This window comes from Klebsiella sp. SYXHC3, from assembly GCF_057196925.1.
On the sequence record NZ_JBXUNG010000004.1, the window covers coordinates 139,693 to 159,077 of the forward strand.

The 19,385-nt window shown below is 58.5% G+C and carries 18 protein-coding genes and 1 other RNA gene; 8 read left to right on the top strand and 11 right to left on the bottom strand.

Going from position 1 to position 19,385, the window contains the following annotated elements; genetic code table 11:
* The first annotated feature begins 91 nt into the window (after positions 1 to 91).
* The 4 genes from AC2CGP_RS12555 to AC2CGP_RS12570 are packed head-to-tail and all read left to right on the top strand — an operon-like array spanning position 92 to position 3,616.
* Positions 92 to 451, top strand: coding sequence for a copper resistance protein (locus AC2CGP_RS12555; protein ID WP_015369786.1), 360 nt, complete (start codon positions 92 to 94; stop codon positions 449 to 451).
* Between the two features lie 49 nt (positions 452 to 500).
* A complete protein-coding gene (locus tag AC2CGP_RS12560) occupies positions 501 to 2,510 on the top strand; it encodes a protein-disulfide reductase DsbD family protein (RefSeq protein ID WP_015369785.1) in 2,010 nt (669 codons plus the stop codon).
* A 1-nt stretch (position 2,511) separates the two neighbouring features.
* Entirely contained in the window at positions 2,512 to 3,123 is a 612-nt protein-coding gene (locus AC2CGP_RS12565; RefSeq protein ID WP_042897738.1) for a DsbA family protein, read from the top strand.
* Positions 3,113 to 3,616: a protein disulfide oxidoreductase gene (locus tag AC2CGP_RS12570; protein ID WP_108684061.1), complete on the top strand. Its 504-nt coding sequence runs from the start codon at positions 3,113 to 3,115 to the stop codon at positions 3,614 to 3,616. Before AC2CGP_RS12565 ends, AC2CGP_RS12570 begins: the two co-directional genes overlap by 11 nt.
* Positions 3,617 to 3,726: 110 nt before the next feature.
* Here AC2CGP_RS12570 and AC2CGP_RS12575 read toward each other — a convergent pair whose 3' ends face one another.
* The 8 genes from AC2CGP_RS12575 to AC2CGP_RS12610 all read right to left on the bottom strand — a co-directional run bounded on the left by AC2CGP_RS12575 (position 3,727) and on the right by AC2CGP_RS12610 (position 13,774).
* Positions 3,727 to 4,470, bottom strand: coding sequence for an SDR family oxidoreductase (locus AC2CGP_RS12575; protein WP_484502352.1), 744 nt, complete (start codon positions 4,468 to 4,470; stop codon positions 3,727 to 3,729).
* Positions 4,471 to 4,530: 60 nt separating this feature from the next.
* On the bottom strand, positions 4,531 to 7,404 hold the full coding sequence (gene gcvP, locus AC2CGP_RS12580) for an aminomethyl-transferring glycine dehydrogenase (RefSeq protein ID WP_108684060.1): 2,874 nt from the start codon (positions 7,402 to 7,404) through the stop codon (positions 4,531 to 4,533).
* Positions 7,405 to 7,534: 130 nt separating this feature from the next.
* On the bottom strand, positions 7,535 to 7,924 hold the full coding sequence (gene gcvH, locus AC2CGP_RS12585) for a glycine cleavage system protein GcvH (RefSeq protein WP_020077973.1): 390 nt from the start codon (positions 7,922 to 7,924) through the stop codon (positions 7,535 to 7,537).
* A gap of 24 nt (positions 7,925 to 7,948) precedes the next feature.
* Positions 7,949 to 9,043 carry a glycine cleavage system aminomethyltransferase GcvT gene (gcvT, locus tag AC2CGP_RS12590; protein ID WP_020077972.1) on the bottom strand — a complete coding sequence of 365 codons (1,095 nt, stop codon included), beginning with the start codon at positions 9,041 to 9,043 and terminating at the stop codon, positions 7,949 to 7,951.
* A 422-nt stretch (positions 9,044 to 9,465) separates the two neighbouring features.
* Positions 9,466 to 10,668, bottom strand: coding sequence for an FAD-dependent 2-octaprenylphenol hydroxylase (gene ubiI, locus AC2CGP_RS12595; protein ID WP_015703429.1), 1,203 nt, complete (start codon positions 10,666 to 10,668; stop codon positions 9,466 to 9,468).
* Positions 10,669 to 10,678: 10 nt separating this feature from the next.
* On the bottom strand, positions 10,679 to 11,857 hold the full coding sequence (ubiH, locus tag AC2CGP_RS12600) for a 2-octaprenyl-6-methoxyphenyl hydroxylase (RefSeq protein WP_154105405.1): 1,179 nt from the start codon (positions 11,855 to 11,857) through the stop codon (positions 10,679 to 10,681).
* The gene (gene pepP, locus AC2CGP_RS12605; protein WP_020077969.1) at positions 11,854 to 13,170 is read right to left on the bottom strand and encodes a Xaa-Pro aminopeptidase; all 1,317 of its coding nucleotides are present in this window, start codon (positions 13,168 to 13,170) and stop codon (positions 11,854 to 11,856) included. Before pepP ends, ubiH begins: the two co-directional genes overlap by 4 nt.
* Positions 13,171 to 13,195: 25 nt before the next feature.
* Entirely contained in the window at positions 13,196 to 13,774 is a 579-nt protein-coding gene (locus AC2CGP_RS12610) for a YecA/YgfB family protein (RefSeq protein WP_015703432.1), read from the bottom strand.
* A gap of 166 nt (positions 13,775 to 13,940) precedes the next feature.
* Between AC2CGP_RS12610 and zapA the strand changes: the two genes are divergently transcribed.
* The 3 genes from zapA to AC2CGP_RS12625 all read left to right on the top strand — a co-directional run bounded on the left by zapA (position 13,941) and on the right by AC2CGP_RS12625 (position 15,191).
* Positions 13,941 to 14,270: a cell division protein ZapA gene (zapA, locus tag AC2CGP_RS12615; RefSeq protein ID WP_004205298.1), complete on the top strand. Its 330-nt coding sequence runs from the start codon at positions 13,941 to 13,943 to the stop codon at positions 14,268 to 14,270.
* Between the two features lie 41 nt (positions 14,271 to 14,311).
* Positions 14,312 to 14,495: non-coding RNA, 6S RNA (ssrS, locus tag AC2CGP_RS12620), on the top strand.
* Between the two features lie 99 nt (positions 14,496 to 14,594).
* Positions 14,595 to 15,191, top strand: coding sequence for a 5-formyltetrahydrofolate cyclo-ligase (locus AC2CGP_RS12625; protein ID WP_047057433.1), 597 nt, complete (start codon positions 14,595 to 14,597; stop codon positions 15,189 to 15,191).
* 85 nt (positions 15,192 to 15,276) lie between these two features.
* Here the strand turns inward: AC2CGP_RS12625 and serA are convergent, their stop codons facing one another.
* Together serA and rpiA are read right to left on the bottom strand one after the other, a co-directional pair.
* Complete coding sequence (gene serA, locus AC2CGP_RS12630) at positions 15,277 to 16,509, bottom strand: phosphoglycerate dehydrogenase (RefSeq protein ID WP_015369774.1); 1,233 nt, start codon at positions 16,507 to 16,509, stop codon at positions 15,277 to 15,279.
* Between the two features lie 270 nt (positions 16,510 to 16,779).
* Positions 16,780 to 17,442, bottom strand: a complete 663-nt coding sequence (gene rpiA / locus AC2CGP_RS12635) for a ribose-5-phosphate isomerase RpiA (RefSeq protein ID WP_015369772.1) — start codon at positions 17,440 to 17,442, stop codon at positions 16,780 to 16,782.
* A 167-nt stretch (positions 17,443 to 17,609) separates the two neighbouring features.
* On the opposite strand from rpiA, the gene argP reads away from it, so the two are divergent.
* The gene (argP, locus tag AC2CGP_RS12640; RefSeq protein ID WP_008806448.1) at positions 17,610 to 18,503 is read left to right on the top strand and encodes a DNA-binding transcriptional regulator ArgP; all 894 of its coding nucleotides are present in this window, start codon (positions 17,610 to 17,612) and stop codon (positions 18,501 to 18,503) included.
* 54 nt (positions 18,504 to 18,557) lie between these two features.
* Here argP and AC2CGP_RS12645 read toward each other — a convergent pair whose 3' ends face one another.
* Positions 18,558 to 19,325: an oxidative stress defense protein gene (locus AC2CGP_RS12645; RefSeq protein WP_015369771.1), complete on the bottom strand. Its 768-nt coding sequence runs from the start codon at positions 19,323 to 19,325 to the stop codon at positions 18,558 to 18,560.
* Between the last annotated feature and the right edge of the window lie 60 nt (positions 19,326 to 19,385).

Genomic DNA, 19,385 nt, shown 5'->3' on the forward strand with positions numbered 1-19,385 from the left:
TCACTTATCCGCCAGACACTTCTTTACAGCTTTACCATTGCTAAAACGCGTTCGCCCGATAAGATAGCCCTCGTGAATATTTGAGGCGACCATGATTAAGCGACAACGCAAAGCCATTCTTCTTGTACTTCTTGCCTGCCTGGTGGTGCTGATCTGCACCGCCCAGAGAATGGCGGGGATGCATGCGTTGGTGATGAACGTCACGGCCGCCAGCCAATCCGCCCAACCGGGCCCGGATAATGCCGAGGCGCCGGTCTCCCCCTGCGAACTCAGCGCCAAGTCGCTGATGGCCGTTCCGCCGATGCTGTTTGAAGGGGCGCTATTAGCGATCGCCCTGCTGCTGGCGGTGCTGGCGGCCATCCCGCCGCGCATCGAGCGAATCTGGCCTCCCCGCGTCATTTCTCCTCCCCGATTGCGGGTGCATCTACGATTATGCGTCTTCCGTGAGTGATTAATTCTCCTGACAGCTCAGGTTAATTTATTACTTACGGAGAAAATTTATGTTTATGGTATTCAGGCGACTGCTGGTCTGCCTGCTTTGGCTATGGCTGCCCGTCAGCCAGGCCGCCGATAGCGGCTGGCTGCGCGCCGCCGACAATCAACACGCCAGCGTGCGCCTGCGGGCGCAAAGCGAAAGCAATGGCGACACCCGCCTGCTTTTAGACGTAGCGCTGGAAAAGGGCTGGAAAACCTACTGGCGTTCGCCGGGCGAAGGCGGCATCGCGCCAGCTATCGCCTGGCACACGCCGCTGGAGGTTAACTGGCGCTGGCCGACGCCGCAACGCTTTGACGTCGCGGGCATTTCCACTCAGGGGTATCACGGCGACGTCAGCTTCCCGATGACCCTGCGCGGGAAAATACCGCCGACGCTAAGCGGCGTACTGACGCTCTCTACCTGCAGCAATGTCTGCATTCTCACTGACTACCCCTTTTCGCTGGATATGACGGCTCCGGCGGGGGAGCAATTTAATTACGATTTCACCCGCGCGATGGGCACGCTGCCCCTGCGCGACGGTCTCACCTCGGCGCTTAGCGCCAGCTACGTCAGCGGAAAGCTGACGGTAACCGCCCGCCGCGATGCCGGCTGGCAGCAGCCAGCGCTGTTTATCGACAGCATGGAGGATGTCGATTTCGGCAAGCCGAGCTTTACCAGCCACGGCGATACGTTGACTGCCACCGTACCGGTCACCGATAGCTGGGGCGAAGCGGCGCCGGATCTGAGCGGCAAAACGCTGTCGCTGGTGCTGGCCGATAACGGCCAGGCGCAGGAAAGCCATATCGCCATCACCGCCGGCAGTGCCGCGCCGGGGCTGGCGTTAGGCTGGGTGCTGCTGATGGCGCTGGCCGGCGGGCTTATCCTCAACGTCATGCCTTGCGTGCTGCCGGTGCTGGCGATGAAACTCGGCTCATTGGTGCAAACCGAACGTCGTGAACGCGGCGCGGTGCGGCGGCAGTTCCTCGCCTCGGTATGCGGAATCGTCGTCTCCTTCCTGGCGCTGGCGCTGATGATGACCGCGCTACGTTTAGGTAATCAGGCGCTCGGCTGGGGGATCCAGTTCCAGAACCCGTGGTTTATCGGCGCGATGGCGCTGGTGATGGTGCTGTTCAGCGCCAGTTTATTAGGGCTGTTCGAAATCCGTCTCTCCTCCAACGCCAGTACCTTCCTCGCCACCCGCGGCGGCAACGGCTTAATGGGCCATTTCTGGCAGGGCGCCTTCGCCACCCTGCTGGCGACGCCTTGTACCGCGCCGTTCCTCGGTACCGCCGTTTCGGTAGCGCTGGTGGCGCCGCTGCCGCTGCTGTGGGGGATTTTCTTCGCCATGGGGATCGGTATGAGCCTGCCGTGGCTGCTTATCGTCGCCTGGCCGGGTCTGGCGCAACGACTTCCACGTCCAGGCCGCTGGATGAATCATCTGCGCGTGGTGTTGGGGCTAATGATGCTTGGTTCAGCGCTATGGCTGGTTAGCCTGCTGACGATCCACATCGGCCGTACGCCGGTGCTTACCCTGCTGGTGATTCTGGCCATCTTCCTGCTCCTGGCCACCGCCTGGCGCTACCGCTGGCGTACGGCGCTGCGCGCGGGCGCTCTGGCCATCGTGGTGGCGGGCGCCGTCGCCTTTGTCGCACAACAGGACGGCCAGGGCCCGCGCCGAGACCGGGTTAACTGGCAGCCGCTCAGCGAGCAGGCTATCGCTAACGCCCTTGCGGAGCATAAACGGGTATTTATTGATGTCACCGCCGACTGGTGCGTGACCTGTAAAGCCAATAAATACAACGTGCTGCTGCGGGATGACGTCCAGCAGGCGCTATCAGCGCCAGATGTGATCGCTTTACGCGGCGACTGGAGCCGCCCCTCCGCTGACATTAGTCAGTTTTTAACCGCACGCGGCAGCGCCGCGGTGCCGTTTAACCAGATTTACGGACCGGGATTGCCGCAGGGACAAATTCTGCCTGCGCTGTTAGACCGCGAACAACTTCTCGCCACCCTCTCCGCCGCTAAAGGAAAATAACATGAGAGCTATCACCGCCTTATTACTGCTGTGCGTATCGGCCTTCAGCTTCGCCGCACCGGCGGAAGAACCACAATCGAACGGTAATGACCAGTTAGCCCAGCTGCTGTTTAACGATCCGAACAGCCCGCGTACCGGCGCGAAAGAGCCAAAACTCACAATCGTCTCGTTTACCGATTACAACTGTCCTTACTGCAAACAGTTTGATCCGATGCTGGAAAAAATCGTCCACGATAATCCGGATATTCAGCTCATCGTTAAGCTGCTGCCGTTTAAAGGGCAGAGTTCGGTGAATGCCGCTAAAGCCGCGCTCTCCACCTGGCGTCAGCAGCCCGATAAGTTCTGGGCGCTGCATCAGCGGCTGATGGCGAAAAAAGGCTATCACGATGACGCCAGCATCGCCGCCGCGCAGAAGAAAACCGCCACCGATAGCGTGAATATCGATGACAAGACCATGGATTCGCTGAAAATGAACCTGATTTTGTCGCAGGTGCTGAATATTCAGGGCACCCCGGCGACCATCATCGGCGATCAGATGGTGGCCGGCGCGATCCCTGCTGAAGACCTGGAGGGGCTGGTGAAAGAGCAGCTGGCGAAAGCCCGTGGCCAGTAAACTCAGGCGCTGGCTACGCGAGCTGGCGGTGTGGCTGCTGATTGGCGCGGCGGTGAGCCTGGCGGTGGATTATTTTCGCCAGCCCGCGCTGCCGCAAAACTTCAGCGCCACATCGCTGCAGACACTCGACGGCAGGACGCTGGATCTGAACGCCATGAGCCAGCAAAAGCCGCTGCTGCTGTACGTCTGGGCGACCTGGTGCGGAGTCTGTCGCTATACCACGCCGTCGGTGGCATCGCTTGCCGCCGACGGCGGCAATGTGCTGACGGTAGCCCTGCGTTCCGGCGATAACGCCGCGCTGGAGAAGTGGCTGACCAGGAAGAAAATGACGCTGCCGACAGTAAATGATCCGAGCGGCCAGTTGGCGCGGCAGTGGGATATCCAGGTAACGCCAACGCTGGTGATCATTTCTCAAGGTGAGGTGAAGTCGGTTACCACCGGCTGGACCAGCAGTTGGGGAATGCGCCTGCGGCTGTGGCTGGCCTCCTGGTAGACCGTCGGGTTACCCGGCTCGCATCGTTGGGTAGCCCGGATAAGGCGTAGCCGCTATCCGGGAAGGTTACCCGGCAAGCGCAGCGCCGCCGGGCAATAGACATCTACGGGTTATTTACCGCCCGCCAGTTCGAGGAAGCTACCTGTCACATACGACGCTTTGTCGCTCAGCAGCCAGGCAATGGCCTCAGCGACCTCTTCCGGCTGGCCGCCGCGCTGCATCGGTAGCGAATTTTTTACCCGGTCCACGCGTCCCGGTTCGCCGCCGGAAGCATGCATCTCGGTATAAATCAGACCCGGACGCACGCCGTTTACTCGAATCCCCTGCGCCGCCACTTCCAGCGCCAGCCCGGTCGTCAGGGTATCTACCGCCCCTTTCGACGCGGCATAGTCAACGTACTCTCCCGGCGCGCCAAGGCGCGAGGCCGCCGACGAAACGTTAACTATCGCCCCGCCCTTGCCGCCATGCCGATGCGACATCCGTTTTACCGCCTCACGGCAACAGAGGAAGTAGCCGGTGACGTTGGTGGCCAGCACGCGGTTAATACGCTCGGCGCTCAGGCTCTCCACCGTACATTGGGTAAACAGGATCCCGGCGTTGTTGACCAACGCCATCAGCGGTTCGCCCATACGGTCAATCGCCTCAAACATCGCCATCACCTGCGCTTCATCGCTGATATCCGCCCGCAGCGCCGTGGCTTTGCCGCCAGATTCAACTATGGTATTGACCACTTCGGTTGCGGCTTTAATGTTGTGATGGTAATTGACCGCGACGGTATACCCTTCCTGCGCCAACAGCAGCGCCGTCGCCCGGCCTATGCCGCGGCTCGCGCCGCTAATCAGAGCTATCGCCATACCTTCCCTCCAAAAAATAAAGGCGCCGCAGCGCCTTTAAAAGTTTAGCTAATTCGCCACTTACTGGTATTCGCTCATCGGTACGCAGGAGCAGAACAGGTTACGGTCGCCATACACGTCATCCAGGCGTTTCACCGTTGGCCAGTACTTGTTATGCAACCCAGCCGGGAATACCGCCAGCTCGCGGCTGTACGGATGGTTCCACTCGCTCACCAGCTCGCCCTGAGTGTGCGGCGCGTTCACCAGCGGGTTATCTTCCAGCGGCCATTCACCGGCTTTAACGCGATTGATTTCCGCGCGGATCGCCAGCATGGCGTCAATAAAGCGGTCCAGCTCTACCTTGCTTTCCGATTCCGTCGGCTCAACCATCAGCGTCCCGGCAACCGGGAAGGACATGGTCGGCGCATGGAAACCAAAGTCGATCAGGCGCTTAGCAATATCCAGCTCGCTAATGCCGGTCTCTTCTTTCAGCGGACGAATATCGAGAATACATTCGTGCGCCACGCGACCGTCGCGGCCGGTATACAGCACCGGATAAGCATCTTTCAGACGAGTAGCGATATAGTTGGCGTTGAGAATCGCGTTCTGGCTCGCCTGTTTCAGCCCTTCCGCGCCCATCATGCGGATATACATCCAGCTGATCGGTAGGATAGAGGCGCTGCCGAACGGCGCGGCGGAAACCGCGCCCTGACGGGTCAGCATGCCTTCAATCTGTACCACGCTGTGGCCCGGTACAAACGGCGCCAGGTGCGCTTTCACGCCGATAGGGCCCATACCCGGACCGCCGCCGCCGTGCGGAATGCAGAAGGTTTTATGCAGGTTGAGGTGCGAAACGTCAGCGCCGATAAAGCCCGGAGAAGTGATCCCGACCTGGGCGTTCATGTTGGCGCCATCGAGGTAAACCTGGCCGCCGAATTGATGCACTATCTCGCACACTTCACGGATGGTCTCTTCATACACGCCGTGGGTCGACGGATAGGTGACCATGATGCAGGAGAGATTCGCCCCTGCCTGCTCTGCTTTTTCACGCAGATCGGCAAGATCGATGTTGCCGTTTTTATCGCAGGCAACGACCACTACCTGCATACCCGCCATCTGCGCGGAAGCCGGGTTAGTGCCGTGCGCGGAGCTTGGGATCAGGCAGATATCGCGATGGCCTTCGTTGCGGCTCTCGTGATAGTGGCGAATCGCCAGCAGGCCAGCATACTCGCCCTGCGCGCCGGAGTTCGGCTGCATACAGACGGCGTCATAGCCGGTCAGTTTCACCAGCCAGTCTGAAAGCTGGGCGATCATCTGATGATAACCTTCCGCCTGCTCGACCGGGCAGAACGGGTGCAGCTCGGCAAATTCCGGCCAGGTGATCGGGATCATCTCCGCCGCGGCGTTCAGTTTCATGGTGCAGGAGCCCAGCGGGATCATCGCCTGGTTCAGCGCCAGATCTTTACGCTCCAGCGCGTGCATGTAGCGCATCATCTCGGTTTCGCTATGGTAGCGGTTAAACACCGGATGGGTGAGAATCGCATCGTCGCGCAGCATCGCCGCCGGGATCGAACGGCTATCCAGCGCCACGTCTTTATCCAGGGTATCGATATCCAGACCGTGATCGTCGCCAACGATGGCGCGGAACAGGTTCAGCACATCTTCGCGGGTGGTCGCTTCATCGAGCGTAATGCCAACCGCGCCGTGAATATCGCTACGCAGGTTAATCTGCAGCGCTTCGGCACGCGCCAGCACCGCAGCTTTATCCGCCACTTCGACGCAAAGGGTGTCGAAGTAGTGAGCATGGCGCAGCTTCAGCCCTTTCTTCTGCAGGCCGTCGGCCAGAATGTCGGTCAGGCGATGAATGCGGCCAGCGATACGTTTCAGGCCCGCCGGGCCGTGGAATACCGCGTACAGGCTGGCGATGTTGGCCAGCAGGACCTGCGAGGTACAAATGTTGGAGTTCGCTTTCTCGCGGCGGATATGCTGCTCGCGAGTCTGCATCGCCATGCGCAGCGCGGTATTACCCGCCGCATCTTTCGATACGCCGATAATACGGCCCGGCATGGAGCGTTTGAATTCATCTTTCGCCGCGAAGAAGGCCGCGTGCGGGCCGCCATAGCCCATCGGCACGCCGAAACGTTGAGCGGAACCGAAGACAATATCGGCGCCCTGCTTGCCCGGCGCCGTCAGCAGCACCAGCGCCATAAAGTCAGCGGCGACGCTGACAATCACTTTGCGCGCTTTCAGCTCGGCGATAAGTTTACTGTAATCGTGGATTTCACCGGTGGTGCCGACCTGCTGCAGCAGCACGCCAAAGACATCCTGGTGATCGAGCACTTTGTCGGCGTCATCGACAATCACGTCGAAGCCGAAAGTTTCCGCGCGGGTGCGAACCACGTCCAGGGTTTGCGGATGGACGTCAGCGGCAACGAAGAAGCGGTTGGCGTTCTTCAGTTTGCTCACGCGTTTGGCCATCGCCATCGCTTCGGCGGCGGCGGTGGCTTCATCAAGCAGCGAAGCGGAAGCGATATCCAACCCGGTCAGATCCAGAGTGACCTGCTGGAAGTTGAGCAGCGATTCCAGACGGCCCTGGGATACTTCCGGTTGGTAAGGGGTATAGGCGGTGTACCAGCCCGGGTTTTCCAGCATGTTGCGCTGAATGACCGGCGGCAGTTGCACGGCGGTGTAGCCCATGCCGATGTAAGACTTGAAGCGCTTGTTGCGACCGGCGATCGCCTTCAGCTCCGCCAGCGCGGCGAATTCGGTAGTCGCGTCGCCCACCTGTGGTGGGGTCGCCAGCTGGATATCCTGCGGCACAATCTGGCCGATCAGGGCGTTAAGCGAATCCGCGCCGACGGTCTTCAGCATCTCTTGCTGCTGCTGAGCGTCCGAGCCAATGTGACGTTCAATAAAGGCGTCGCGGTTTTCAAGCTGACTTAAAGTCTGAGTCATGAGCGATGGTTCCTGAAACGTGCGGTGAATCGTGATTGTCTCTACTTACCTGAATTGCCCGGTGGCGCTAGCGCTTACCGGGCCTACAAAGTTCGTAGGCCGGATAAGCGCAGCGCCATCCGGCACACATTTATTCGTCTTCTAACAGAGCTTCATACGCGGCGGCATCCAGCAGCGCGGCAACCTGCGCTTCGTCGCTGGCTTTGATTTTGAAGATCCAACCGTCGCTATACGGGTCGCTGTTGACCAGTTCCGGAGAGTCGTTCAGCTCTTCGTTGACGGCAACGATTTCACCGCTAATCGGCGCGTAGATATCGGAAGCCGCTTTCACGGATTCGGCAACGGCGCAATCGGCGCCCGCTTCAACGGTGGCGCCCACTTCCGGCAGGTCAACGAAAACCATGTCGCCAAGCAGCTCCTGCGCGTGCTCGGTGATCCCGACGGTATAGGTGCCGTCCGCTTCTTTACGCAGCCACTCGTGTTCTTTGCTGTATTTCAGTTCTGCTGGTACGTTGCTCATCAATTCATCTCCAAAAAAGGGAAATCACACAATGGCTTTGCCATTGCGTACAAAACCAGGTTTAGTCACTTTTACCGGCATTTCACGGTTACGAATCTGCACCACCGCGGTTTCGCCAATCCCGGCCGGTACGCGAGCCAGCGCGATGCTGTAGCCCAGCGTCGGCGAGAAGGTGCCGCTGGTGATAATGCCTTCTTTTTGATTACCGTCGCTATCGGTAAAACGTACCGGCAGGCCGCCGCGCAGGACGCCTTTCTCGGTCATCACCAGGCCAACCAGCTGCTCGGTGCCTTTTTCGCGCTGCATTTCCAGCGCTTCGCGGCCGATGAAGTTACGATCGGCGGGCTCCCAGGCGATAGTCCAGCCCATGTTCGCCGCCAACGGCGAGACGCCTTCGTCCATCTCCTGGCCGTACAGATTCATCCCGGCTTCCAGGCGCAGGGTGTCGCGCGCGCCAAGACCGCAAGGCTTAACGCCGGCGTCCAGCAGACCGCGCCAGAAATCCGCCGCCTGCTCGTTCGGCATAGCGATTTCATAACCCGCTTCGCCGGTATAACCGGTGGTGGCGATAAACAGGTCGCCGGCCTGTACGCCGAAGAACGGCTTCATGCCTTCCACGGCCTGGCGCTGAGCGTCGGTGAACAGCGTCGCCGCCTTCGCTTTCGCCTGCGGACCCTGCACCGCGATCAGCGACAGATCGTCGCGAACGGTGATTTCAAGACCGTAAGGTTCGGCTTGTTCGGAAATCCAGGCGAGGTCTTTTTCACGAGTGGCGGAGTTAACAACGAGGCGGAAATAATCTTCAGAAAGGAAATAAACAATCAGGTCATCGATGACGCCGGCGGAAGCGGTTAGCATGCCGGTGTAGAGCGCTTTGCCTGGGGTGGTAAGCTTCGCCACATCGTTTGCCAGCAAATAGCGCAAGAACTCTCTGATCCGGCTGCCGTGGAAATCGACGATGGTCATATGCGACACATCGAACATCCCTGCATCGCCGCGCACCGCGTGGTGCTCATCAATCTGGGACCCGTAATGCAGCGGCATCATCCAGCCATGGAAATCCACCATGCGAGCACCGCACAGCGTGTGTTGTTCATACAACGGAGTCTGTTGAGCCATCTTTTCCTCATCGAATAAAACGGAACCAGCCACGATATTGTCGGCGATTTTGCGCCACGAAATCCGGCGACGGCACCGCTTACGGACACCGACGCAAACGTTCTCTTTTGCCTGAACTTACCACCGAACCCGGTGCTAAACCATAAGGTAAATCAGGACATCACATTAGCTTATGACCAAAGCGCGCCGAAAAGCCTACAGAGTTATTGACTGGAAAAAAGCGATTTGTGCCACATAAAATTAACATAATGAGCAATCCAGTCAGGTGATGATGGTGTTTTATGCGATTTTACGGGCCTAATTTCTTTAACAAAAAAAAGAGCGCATTAATAAAACTAATGCGAAAAAAGAGGTGAAATTAGAATATTTCAAATGAGAGAGAAAACCCGGCACGCAGGCCGGGTAAAAGAAGTGTGACGGGGTTAACGTAACCAGGCGGGGAGATCGTTGAGGCCCATCGCCTGGCGAATCAACTGTGGTTTTACGCCAGGCAGCGAATCGGCCAGTTTGAGCCCCATATCGCGCAGGAATTTCTTAGCCGGATGGCTGCCGGAAAACATTTCGCGGAACCCCTGCATACCCGCCAGCATCAGCGCGGCACTGTGCTTGCGGCTGCGCTCATAGCGGCGCAGGTACAAATGCTGACCGATATCTTTACCCTGCGCATGCAGGCGCTTCAGCTCGTCGATAAGCTCGGCGGCGTCCATAAAGCCAAGGTTCACCCCCTGCCCGGCCAGCGGATGAATAGTGTGGGCGGCATCGCCAACCAGCGCCAGACGATGGGCGGCGAACTGACGCGCGTAGCGTCCGGTCAGCGGGAAAACCTGCCGATCGCTCTCAAGCTGGCAAAGACCAAGGCGATTATCAAAAGCGATATTCAGCGCCTGGTTAAACGCGGCTGCATCGGCCTGCTGCATTCGCTGCGCCTCCTCCGGCGACAGCGACCAGACGATCGAGCACAGATGCGGATCGCTAAGCGGCAGGAAGGCCAGAATGCCTTCACCGTGGAACGCCTGACGCGCCACGGCCTGATGCGGCTCGGTGGTACGTATCGTCGCCACCAGCGCATGATGGCGATAGTCCCAGAAGGTCAGCGGAATATCGGCTTTATTACGCAGCCACGAATTGGCGCCATCGGCGCCGACCACCAGCCGCGCGGTCAGCATGCTACCGTCCTGCAGGCTCAGAAAAGCTTCGTTTTCGCCCCACGCTACCTGCTGCAGTTGCGCAGGCGCCAGCAGGGTAACGTCAGCACAGCGCTGCGCCTTCTGCCACAGCGCGTGATGCACCACGGCATTTTCAATAATATGGCCCAGATGGCTAAAGCCCATGCTCTGGTCATCGAAGCTAATGCGGCCAAAGCTATCTTTGTCCCACACTTCCATGCCGTGATAGCAGCTGGCGCGCTGGGCGATGATTTCGCTCCAGACGCCCAGCTTATCCAGTAACTTTTCGCTGGCGGCATTAATAGCCGAAACGCGCAGCGCCGGCGGCGCATCGGCGTCAAGAGGCTGCGGCGCCGCTTGTTCCAGCACCGCGACGCGCAGGCCGCTGCCCTGTAAACCACAGGCTACCGCCAGTCCCACCATTCCGCCGCCAACAATGGCAACATCAACACTTTGCACGTTCTACTCCTTAACGGGGAACCCAACCGAGGGTACGCTGCGCCAGCGCATCGCGCGCCGGGGTAAATAATTCCATCGCCATCAGACCGACGTTGCGCCCCGCCACCAGCGGCGCCCAACGGTTGGCAAAGAGATGCACCAGCCCATCGGTCACACCGATGGTGGCGGCTTTATCATCCGCTCGCCGCGCCTGGTAGCGGCACAGCAGAGAATAATTGCCCACATCCTCGCCGAGCGCATGGGCGTCGGCAAGCATTTCAGCCAGGCTCATCACGTCGCGCAGACCGAGATTAAAGCCCTGCCCGGCGATCGGGTGTAATGTCTGCGCCGCGTTGCCGACCAGCGCCAGACGGTGCGACACCGAACGGATAGCGGTGGTTAACGCCAGCGGATAAACACTACGCTTACCGGCATGGGTAATGCGCCCAAGCCGCCAGCCGAACGCCTGCTGTAATTGTTGGCAAAAACGTTCGTCAGACCAGCTCAGCACCTCGTCGCGCCGCGACTGCGGATGGCACCACACCAGCGAACAGCGCCCTTGCGACATCGGCAGCATCGCCAGCGGACCGTGCTCGGTAAAGCGCTCGAAGGCGCGGCCTTCGTGCGGCAACGCGGTGCTAACGTTGGCGATAATCGCCAGTTGCTCATAGGGCTGCTGCTGCCAGCTAATGCCGCAGCGGGCGCCCAGCGACGAACGCGAACCATCTGCCGCCACCAGCAGCTTACCGTTGATCGTTTCGCCGCTATCGAGGGTGAGGCTGACGCTGTCCTGGCTGCGGTTGACCGCTTCCACTTTCGCCGGACAGTGCAGGGTGACGCCCGGCGCCTCGCGCAGCAGGCTAAACAGCCGCTGGCCGACATCGTGGAGTTCAACCACCTGCCCCAGCGCCGACAGGCCGTAATCGGCCGCCGCCAGGTTTACAAACCCGGCATGGCCGCGGTCGCTGACGTGTACCCGCTGGATAGGCGTCGCTCGTTTAGCAAGGTTCTGCCAGATACCGATGCGCGCCAGCTGCTGGCAGGTGCCCGCAGCCAGGGCGATCGCCCGATCGTCAAAACCTGGGTGGCGTGACGACGCCGGATCCTTCGCTTCAATCAGATGGACCGGCAGCGCGCCGCCGGTCAAACGGGAGATGGCCAGCGCGAGCGTCGCGCCGGTCATCCCGCCGCCGACAATCAGCACGCTCATGACTGGCGCGCCGCCGCCATCAGCGCCTCGATCTCATCCGCCTTCTTCACCACGCTGGCGGTGAGATTTTCGTTGCCATCTTCGGTAATCACGATGTCATCTTCAATACGAATGCCGATGCCGCGATATTGCGCCGGTACGTCGGCGTCGGTGGCGATATACAGCCCCGGCTCGACGGTCAACACCATTCCCGGTTCCAGCACGCGCGAACGGTCGGTGTCGTAATTACCGACATCGTGCACATCCAGACCCAACCAGTGGCTCAGGCCATGCATGAAGTAAGGACGGTGGGCGTTGTTGGCGATAAGCTCGTCAATCTCGCCTTTCAGGATCCCCAGCCGCACCAGGCCGGTAATCATAATGCGCACCACTTCCTGATTAACCTCATAAATGGAGGTACCCGGACGATACAGCTCCAGCGCGGTTTCCAGCGATTCCAGCACGATGTCGTAGATTTCACGCTGCGGTTTAGTGAATTTACCGTTAACCGGGAAGGTGCGGGTGATATCGCCCGCATAGCCGCGGTATTCACAGCCGGCGTCAATCAGCACTAAATCGCCATCACGCAGTTCGGATTCGTTTTCGGTGTAGTGCAGGATGCAGGCGTTTTCGCCGCCGCCAACGATGGTGTTATAAGACGGGAAACGCGCGCCGTGGCGGTTGAATTCGTGGAGAATTTCGCCTTCCAGCTGATATTCGAACATGCCCGGGCGGCATTTTTCCATCGCCCGGGTATGGGCAAGGGCGGAAATTTCACCGGCGCGGCGCATCACTTCCAGCTCTTCCGCGGATTTGAACAGGCGCATTTCATGCACCACAGGCCGCCAGTCGATGACGGAGTTCGGCGCCTGCAGGTTCTGACGTGAACCTTTACGCAGTTTTTCGAGGGCGTTAAACACAATTTCATCGGCATAGGCATATTCGCCCTGGGCAAAATAGATAGCGTCCAGGCCGTTGAGCAGTTGATACAGCTGCTGGTTGATTTCGCTAAACGCCAGCGCGCGATCGACGCCGAGTTTACCCGGCGCGGCATCCTGGCCCAGACGGCGGCCAAACCAGATTTCCGCCGTCAGATCGCGAACGCGGTTAAACAGCACGCTATGATTGTGCGTTTCATCGCTTTTGATCAGCACCAGCAGCGCTTCCGGTTCGTTGAAGCCGGTGAAGTACCAAAAATCGCTGTTCTGCCGGTAGGGATATTCCGAATCTGCGCTGCGTACCGCTTCCGGCGCGGCAAAAATCAGCGCCGCGCTGCCCGGCTGCATCTGCGCCAATAATGCCTGGCGACGAGAAAGAAACTCCTGCTGTGTCATGACGCCCCCTGAATGTCGTTTTTATTTAGTGTAACGTTGGCTTGCGTACTTCCGGTGCGGTTGGCTGCTGGCGCGCGAAGGTATCGTGGCACAGTAACGCGGCGACGCGTACGTACTCAATAATCTCTTCGAGAGACATTTCCAGCTCTTCCTGGTCTTCATCTTCGTCGTAGCCGAGTTGCGCAATGTTACGCAGATCATCGATGGCTTCGCCGGTCTCATCCTTCACTTTATCCAGCTTCGGCTGGGTCACGCCAAGGCCGAGCAGGAAATGGTTTACCCAACCCGCCAGCGCGTCGGCGCGGTCGAAAACGCTGACGTTGTCGCCTTCCGGCATATACAGCTGGAACAGGAAACCATCATCTTCCAGCGAATCGCTGGTGGCGGAATGCATGCTACGCAGCGCCTGGGCCAGTTCATGACCAAAGGCAAGGCCTTCGTTGGTCAGGTCATGCACCAGCGGCTGCCAGCTGCTGTCGGTGTTGCCGCCGCAAAGGATGCCGCTTATCAAACCGTGCATTTCGGCCGGGGTTAATCCCACCCCTTGTTGGTTCAGTAACTGGTCTACATCGTTGTAACCAGGCATTTCGTTCTGTATAGACATGCGCATTCGTCATCGTTGGGAGGAATATTCATGATATGCTACCACTTTGGACCCTGGTGAACCAGAAAAGGGCTTGTATCCCCGCACCAGGGTAGCTATAGTGTCGCCCCTTCGCAGAGCCGGGCTCGGACGTGAAGGCAGCGCAGTCAATCAGCAGGAAGGTGGCATGTCTGCACAACCCGTAGATCTCCAAATTTTTGGCCGTTCACTGCGAGTGAATTGCCCGCCTGAACAAAGGGATGCCCTGAATCAGGCAGCTGAAGACCTTAATCAGCGGTTGCAAGATTTAAAAGAACGCACTAGAGTCACAAATACTGAGCAGCTGGTCTTCATCGCCGCGTTGAACATCAGCTATGAGTTGACTCAGGAAAAAGCGAAGACCCGCGACTACGCCTCCAGTATGGAACAGCGCATTCGCATGCTTCAGCAGACCATCGAACAGGCATTGCTTGAGCAAGGTCGCATAAGCGAAAGACCGGGGTCGAAGTTTGAATAACACTTTGTCGTTAACTGTGTTAGAGTAATCGCAAGAACAAAATTTCTCTGAGATGTTTGCAAGCGGGCCAGTCCCCTGAGCCGATATTTCATACCACAAGAATGTGGCGCTCCACGGTTGGTGAGCATGCTCGGTTCGCCCGAGAAGCCTTAAAACTGTGACGACGCATTCACCTTGAACCAAGGGTTCAAGGGTTACAGCCTGCGGCGGCATCTCGGAGATTCCCTTCTTAAGTTCGCATTATCCCCTCAACGTTGTTTTCGGCCTGTGCCGCCCTGTATTACACTTTCCCGTATCGTTTCGCCTGCTCGTAATGAGACCAGCATGACTATACAGCCCGATATCCCGCTCTCCAGACAGCAAATTCGCCAGCAGATCCGCGAGCGTAGACGCGCGCTTAGCGCCGAACAGCAGCAGCGCTTCGCCCTGCAGGCCGCTGAACGAATGATGGCGTATCCGCCCGTCGTTCTCGCTCATACCGTGGCGCTGTACCTCTCCTTCGACGGCGAGCTGGACACCCAACCGCTGATCGAGCAATTGTGGCGGGCGGGCAAGCGGGTTTATCTGCCGGTACTGCATCCGTTTAGCCCCGGTAATCTGCTGTTTTTGCATTACCATCCGCAAAGCCAGCTGATTTTCAATCGCCTGAAGATTTACGAACCCAGGCTCGACGTGCGCGACGTCCTGCCGCTGGCCGAGCTCGATGTGCTGATTACCCCACTGGTCGCCTTCGATGCCAGCGGTCAACGCCTGGGGATGGGCGGCGGTTTCTATGATCGTACTTTACAGAACTGGCGGCAGTATCGCCTGCAGCCGGTAGGCTACGCCCACGACTGCCAGCAGGTGGATACGCTGCCGAGCGAACAGTGGGATATACCGCTGCCGGCGGTGATTACGCCAGGTAAAACCTGGCGCTGGTAGAAAGTGATGCGGGTTCGAGAATTGCGCCCGGAAGACATTAAAAAATACGGGCAGGTATGCGACCTGCCCGTGAGGCAACAACAAATTAGTACAGCAGACGGGCGCGGATGGTGCCCGGGATCGCTTTCATCGCCAGCAGCGCCTGCTGCGCGACGTCGCCATCGGCTTCGATATCAATTACCACATAGCCCATCTGCGGAGTCGTTTGCAGATACTGGGCGGCGATGTTGATGTTCTGCGCGGCGAAAATCTGGTTAAGCGCCGTCAGGATGCCCGGGCGGTTTTCATGAATATGCAGCAGACGGCGACCGCCGTGCAGCGGCAGAGAAACCTCCGGGAAGTTCACCGCCGACAGCGTAGAACCGTTATCGGAATACTTCGCCAGCTTGCCAGCCACTTCCAGACCAATGTTCTCTTGCGCTTCCTGAGTTGAACCGCCGATATGCGGCGTCAGGATCACGTTATCGAATTCGCATAGCGGAGAGTTAAACGGATCGCTGTTGGTCGCCGGCTCCGTCGGGAAGACGTCAATGGCCGCGCCGGCCAGGTGTTTACGCGACAGCGCATCGCACAGCGCCGGGATATCGACCACCGTGCCGCGAGAGGCGTTGATCAGCAGCGCGCCCGGTTTCATCAGCGCCAGCTCTTCCGGCCCCATCATGTTTTTGGTGGAGGCGTTTTCCGGCACGTGCAGGCTAACGACATCGCTCATGTTCAGCAGGTCGGAGAGATGCTGAACCTGCGTGGCGTTGCCCAGCGGCAGTTTGTTTTCGATATCATAAAAATAGACGTGCATCCCCAGCGATTCCGCCAGAATGCCGAGCTGGGTGCCGATATGGCCGTAACCGATAATCCCCAGTTTTTTGCCGCGCGCTTCAAAGCTGCCTACCGCCTGCTTATTCCACACGCCGCGATGCGCCTTGGCGTTAGCTTCCGGCACGCCGCGCAGCATCAGCAGCAGCTCGCCGATGACCAGCTCAGCCACCGAACGGGTGTTCGAGAACGGGGCGTTAAATACCGGGATACCGCGCTTTGCCGCCGCATCCAGATCGACCTGATTGGTGCCGATACAGAAGCAGCCCACCGCCACCAGTTTTTCCGCCGCGGCGAAGATCTCTTCAGTCAGATGAGTACGGGAACGCAGGCCGATAAAATGGGCATCACGGATCGACGCTTTCAGCTCTTCAGTATCGAGCGCGCCTTTGTGAAATTCGATGTTGGTGTAACCTGCCGCACGAAGGTTATCGATTGCTTTCTGATGCACGCCTTCAACGAGCAGAAATTTAATCTTGTCTTTTTCCAGTGATACCTTAGCCATTTCCCCGTCCTGTTTTTATTGGTACTGATGTCGTGCTGAACAAAAACTCTTCCAGCAACATATCAAAAAAAACTATCGCGGCAATATGAACGTTTGCCTCGCCGACCTGAAGAAATATCACGTTGAAGCAAAAGACAGGACAAAACACCAGAAAGAGAATAGATGGCAGATTGTTACTCAGAAAGGTTACGTAAATGTGACACAAGTCACCAAATTAAGGCCATAGAAAAAAAAATTTAGGGGGAAGCGCGAAACTTCCCCCCGATCGTCTTATTTGTTGACGATGGTCTTCACGCCGTCGGCGGTACCGATCAGCGCCACGTCGGCGCCGCGGTTGGCGAACAAGCCGACGGTCACCACGCCCGGAATACCGTTAATGGCGTTTTCCAGCGCGATAGCGTCAAGAATTTCCAGGCCGTGTACATCGAGGATCACGTTGCCGTTATCCGTCACCACGCCCTGACGATATTCCGGGCGGCCGCCCAGCTTCACCAGTTGACGCGCGACGGCGCTGCGCGCCATCGGGATCACTTCCACCGGCAGCGGGAAGTTGCCGAGAATATCAACCTGCTTAGAGGCGTCGGCGATACAGATAAACTTATCGGCAACCGAGGCGATGATCTTTTCGCGGGTCAGCGCCGCGCCGCCGCCTTTGATCATCTGCATGTGGCCGTTAATTTCATCCGCGCCGTCAACGTAGATGCCGAGGCGGTCAACGGAGTTAAGGTCGAATACCGGGATACCGAGGCTTTTCAGCTTCTCGGTGGAGGCGTCGGAGCTGGAGACCGCGCCTTCGATCTGCCCTTTCATGGTCCCCAGCGCATCAATAAAATGCGCCGCCGTGGAGCCGGTGCCGACACCGACAATGGTGCCCGGTTGTACATATTGCAGCGCTGCCCAGCCGACTGCTTTTTTCAGTTCATCCTGCGTCATGATTATCGTCCGAGATGTGAATACTTACCGCGCATTATAGAACATCGACGGATGAAATGTCCCTGCGATGGCGATCACACATCTGAGCAGACCATTTTCGTCTTTATCAAAAACAAATTTATGTCATAGTGCGGGTTAACGAAAAGTTATGGGGGTACGCCAGAATAATGAAACGACCGGACTACAGAACATTACAAGCGCTGGATGCGGTGATTAGGGAACGTGGGTTTGAGCGCGCCGCGCAGAAGCTATGCATTACACAGTCCGCCGTCTCACAGCGTATCAAACAGCTGGAAAACATGTTTGGCCAACCGCTGCTGGTGCGTACCGTACCGCCGCGCCCGACCGAGCAGGGGCAAAAACTGTTGGCTCTGCTGCGCCAGGTTGAGCTGCTGGAAGAAGAGTGGCTGGGCGATGAGCAGACCGGCTCCACGCCGCTGCTGCTGTCGTTGGCGGTCAACGCCGACAGTCTGGCGACCTGGCTGCTGCCGGCGCTGGCCAACGTGCTATCCGACTCCCCTATTCGCCTCAATCTGCAGGTTGAAGATGAAACCCGCACCCAGGAGCGCTTGCGCCGTGGGGAAGTGGTCGGCGCGGTGAGTATTCAGCCGCAGGCGCTGCCAAGCTGCCTGGTCGATCAACTCGGCGCGCTCGATTACCTGTTCGTCGCCTCGAAGGAATTTGCGCAACGCTATTTCCCTAACGGGGTAACGCGTTCTGCGCTGCTGAAAGCGCCGGTGGTCGCCTTCGATCATCTCGACGATATGCACCAGGCGTTCCTGCAGCAAAACTTCGACCTGCCGCCGGGCAGCGTGCCCTGCCATATCGTCAACTCGTCGGAGGCCTTCGTGCAGCTGGCGCGCCAGGGCACCACCTGCTGTATGATCCCGCATCTACAGATCGAGAAAGAGCTGAAGAGCGGCGAGCTTATCGACCTGACGCCGGGGCTGTTCCAGCGCCGGATGCTTTACTGGCACCGTTTTGCGCCGGAAAGCCGCATGATGCGCCGGGTGACCGATGCGCTTATTGATTACGGCCACAAGGTGTTGCGCCAGGATTAAACGGCGGGCATAAAAAAAGCCACTTCAGTGAAGTGGCTTTTTTGTCGCTGCGGCTTACTGAGCCGGTTTCGGCGCTTCAGCTGGTTTCGCCGGCGCGGCAGGCGCGGCGGCCTGTGCTGGCTGCAGTTCAAAGACCACGTCAACCTGATCATCAAACTGGATGGTCGCCTGCTCGTAGGTTTCCTGCGCGGAGACCGGCGCGGCGTCAGCTGCCTTCATCATGCGAACCATCGGGCTCGGCTGATAGTTGGAAACATGGTAACGCACGCTATAGACCGGACCCAGCTTGCTGTGGAAGCCAGCAGCCAGTTCCTGCGCCTGATGTACCGCATCATCGATAGCCGCTTTACGCGCTTTATCTTTATAGGCATCAGGTTGCGCAACGCCCAGCGATACGGAACGAATTTCGTTCAGCCCCGCTTTCAGCGCGCCGTCCAGCAGGCCATTCAGCTTATCGAGCTGACGCAGGGTAACTTCGACGGTACGCACCGCGCGATAGCCCTTGAGGATGCTTTTGCCGTTCTGATAGTCGTAATCAGGTTGGGTACGCAGGTTCGCCGAGCTGATATCCTTTTTGGCAATGCCGCTCTTTTCGAGGAAAGAGAGATATTGCGCAACGCGATCGTCAGCCTGTTTTTTTGCCGATGCCGCATCTTTTGCCGCGACGTTAACTTCAATCGCCAGAGTGGCGATATCCGGAACCGCTGCAACGCTTGCTGTGCCTGAAGTCACAATGTGCGGGCCATCCGGCAATTCACTTGCCTGCGCCGCCATAGTGCTGAATCCGAGTGCTGCCGCCAGGGCTAAGACTTTTAACTTCACTGTCGTTTCTCCATCTTGCTTAGGTCGCCCATTTTAAGGACGCATGCCAGCTAGCTTAGC

Excerpts from the sequence above, each read along its gene's own strand:
- AC2CGP_RS12555 (WP_015369786.1), top strand. The coding sequence starts at position 92 with ATGATTAAGCGACAACGCAAAGCCATTCTTCTTGTACTTCTTGCCTGC.
- AC2CGP_RS12560 (WP_015369785.1), top strand. The coding sequence starts at position 501 with ATGTTTATGGTATTCAGGCGACTGCTGGTCTGCCTGCTTTGGCTATGG.
- AC2CGP_RS12565 (WP_042897738.1), top strand. The coding sequence starts at position 2,512 with ATGAGAGCTATCACCGCCTTATTACTGCTGTGCGTATCGGCCTTCAGC.
- AC2CGP_RS12575 (WP_484502352.1), bottom strand. The coding sequence starts at position 4,470 with ATGGCGATAGCTCTGATTAGCGGCGCGAGCCGCGGCATAGGCCGGGCG.
- gcvP (WP_108684060.1), bottom strand. The coding sequence starts at position 7,404 with ATGACTCAGACTTTAAGTCAGCTTGAAAACCGCGACGCCTTTATTGAA.
- gcvH (WP_020077973.1), bottom strand. The coding sequence starts at position 7,924 with ATGAGCAACGTACCAGCAGAACTGAAATACAGCAAAGAACACGAGTGG.
- gcvT (WP_020077972.1), bottom strand. The coding sequence starts at position 9,043 with ATGGCTCAACAGACTCCGTTGTATGAACAACACACGCTGTGCGGTGCT.
- ubiH (WP_154105405.1), bottom strand. The coding sequence starts at position 11,857 with ATGAGCGTGCTGATTGTCGGCGGCGGGATGACCGGCGCGACGCTCGCG.
- pepP (WP_020077969.1), bottom strand. The coding sequence starts at position 13,170 with ATGACACAGCAGGAGTTTCTTTCTCGTCGCCAGGCATTATTGGCGCAG.
- AC2CGP_RS12610 (WP_015703432.1), bottom strand. The coding sequence starts at position 13,774 with ATGTCTATACAGAACGAAATGCCTGGTTACAACGATGTAGACCAGTTA.
- zapA (WP_004205298.1), top strand. The coding sequence starts at position 13,941 with ATGTCTGCACAACCCGTAGATCTCCAAATTTTTGGCCGTTCACTGCGA.
- AC2CGP_RS12625 (WP_047057433.1), top strand. The coding sequence starts at position 14,595 with ATGACTATACAGCCCGATATCCCGCTCTCCAGACAGCAAATTCGCCAG.
- serA (WP_015369774.1), bottom strand. The coding sequence starts at position 16,509 with ATGGCTAAGGTATCACTGGAAAAAGACAAGATTAAATTTCTGCTCGTT.
- rpiA (WP_015369772.1), bottom strand. The coding sequence starts at position 17,442 with ATGACGCAGGATGAACTGAAAAAAGCAGTCGGCTGGGCAGCGCTGCAA.
- argP (WP_008806448.1), top strand. The coding sequence starts at position 17,610 with ATGAAACGACCGGACTACAGAACATTACAAGCGCTGGATGCGGTGATT.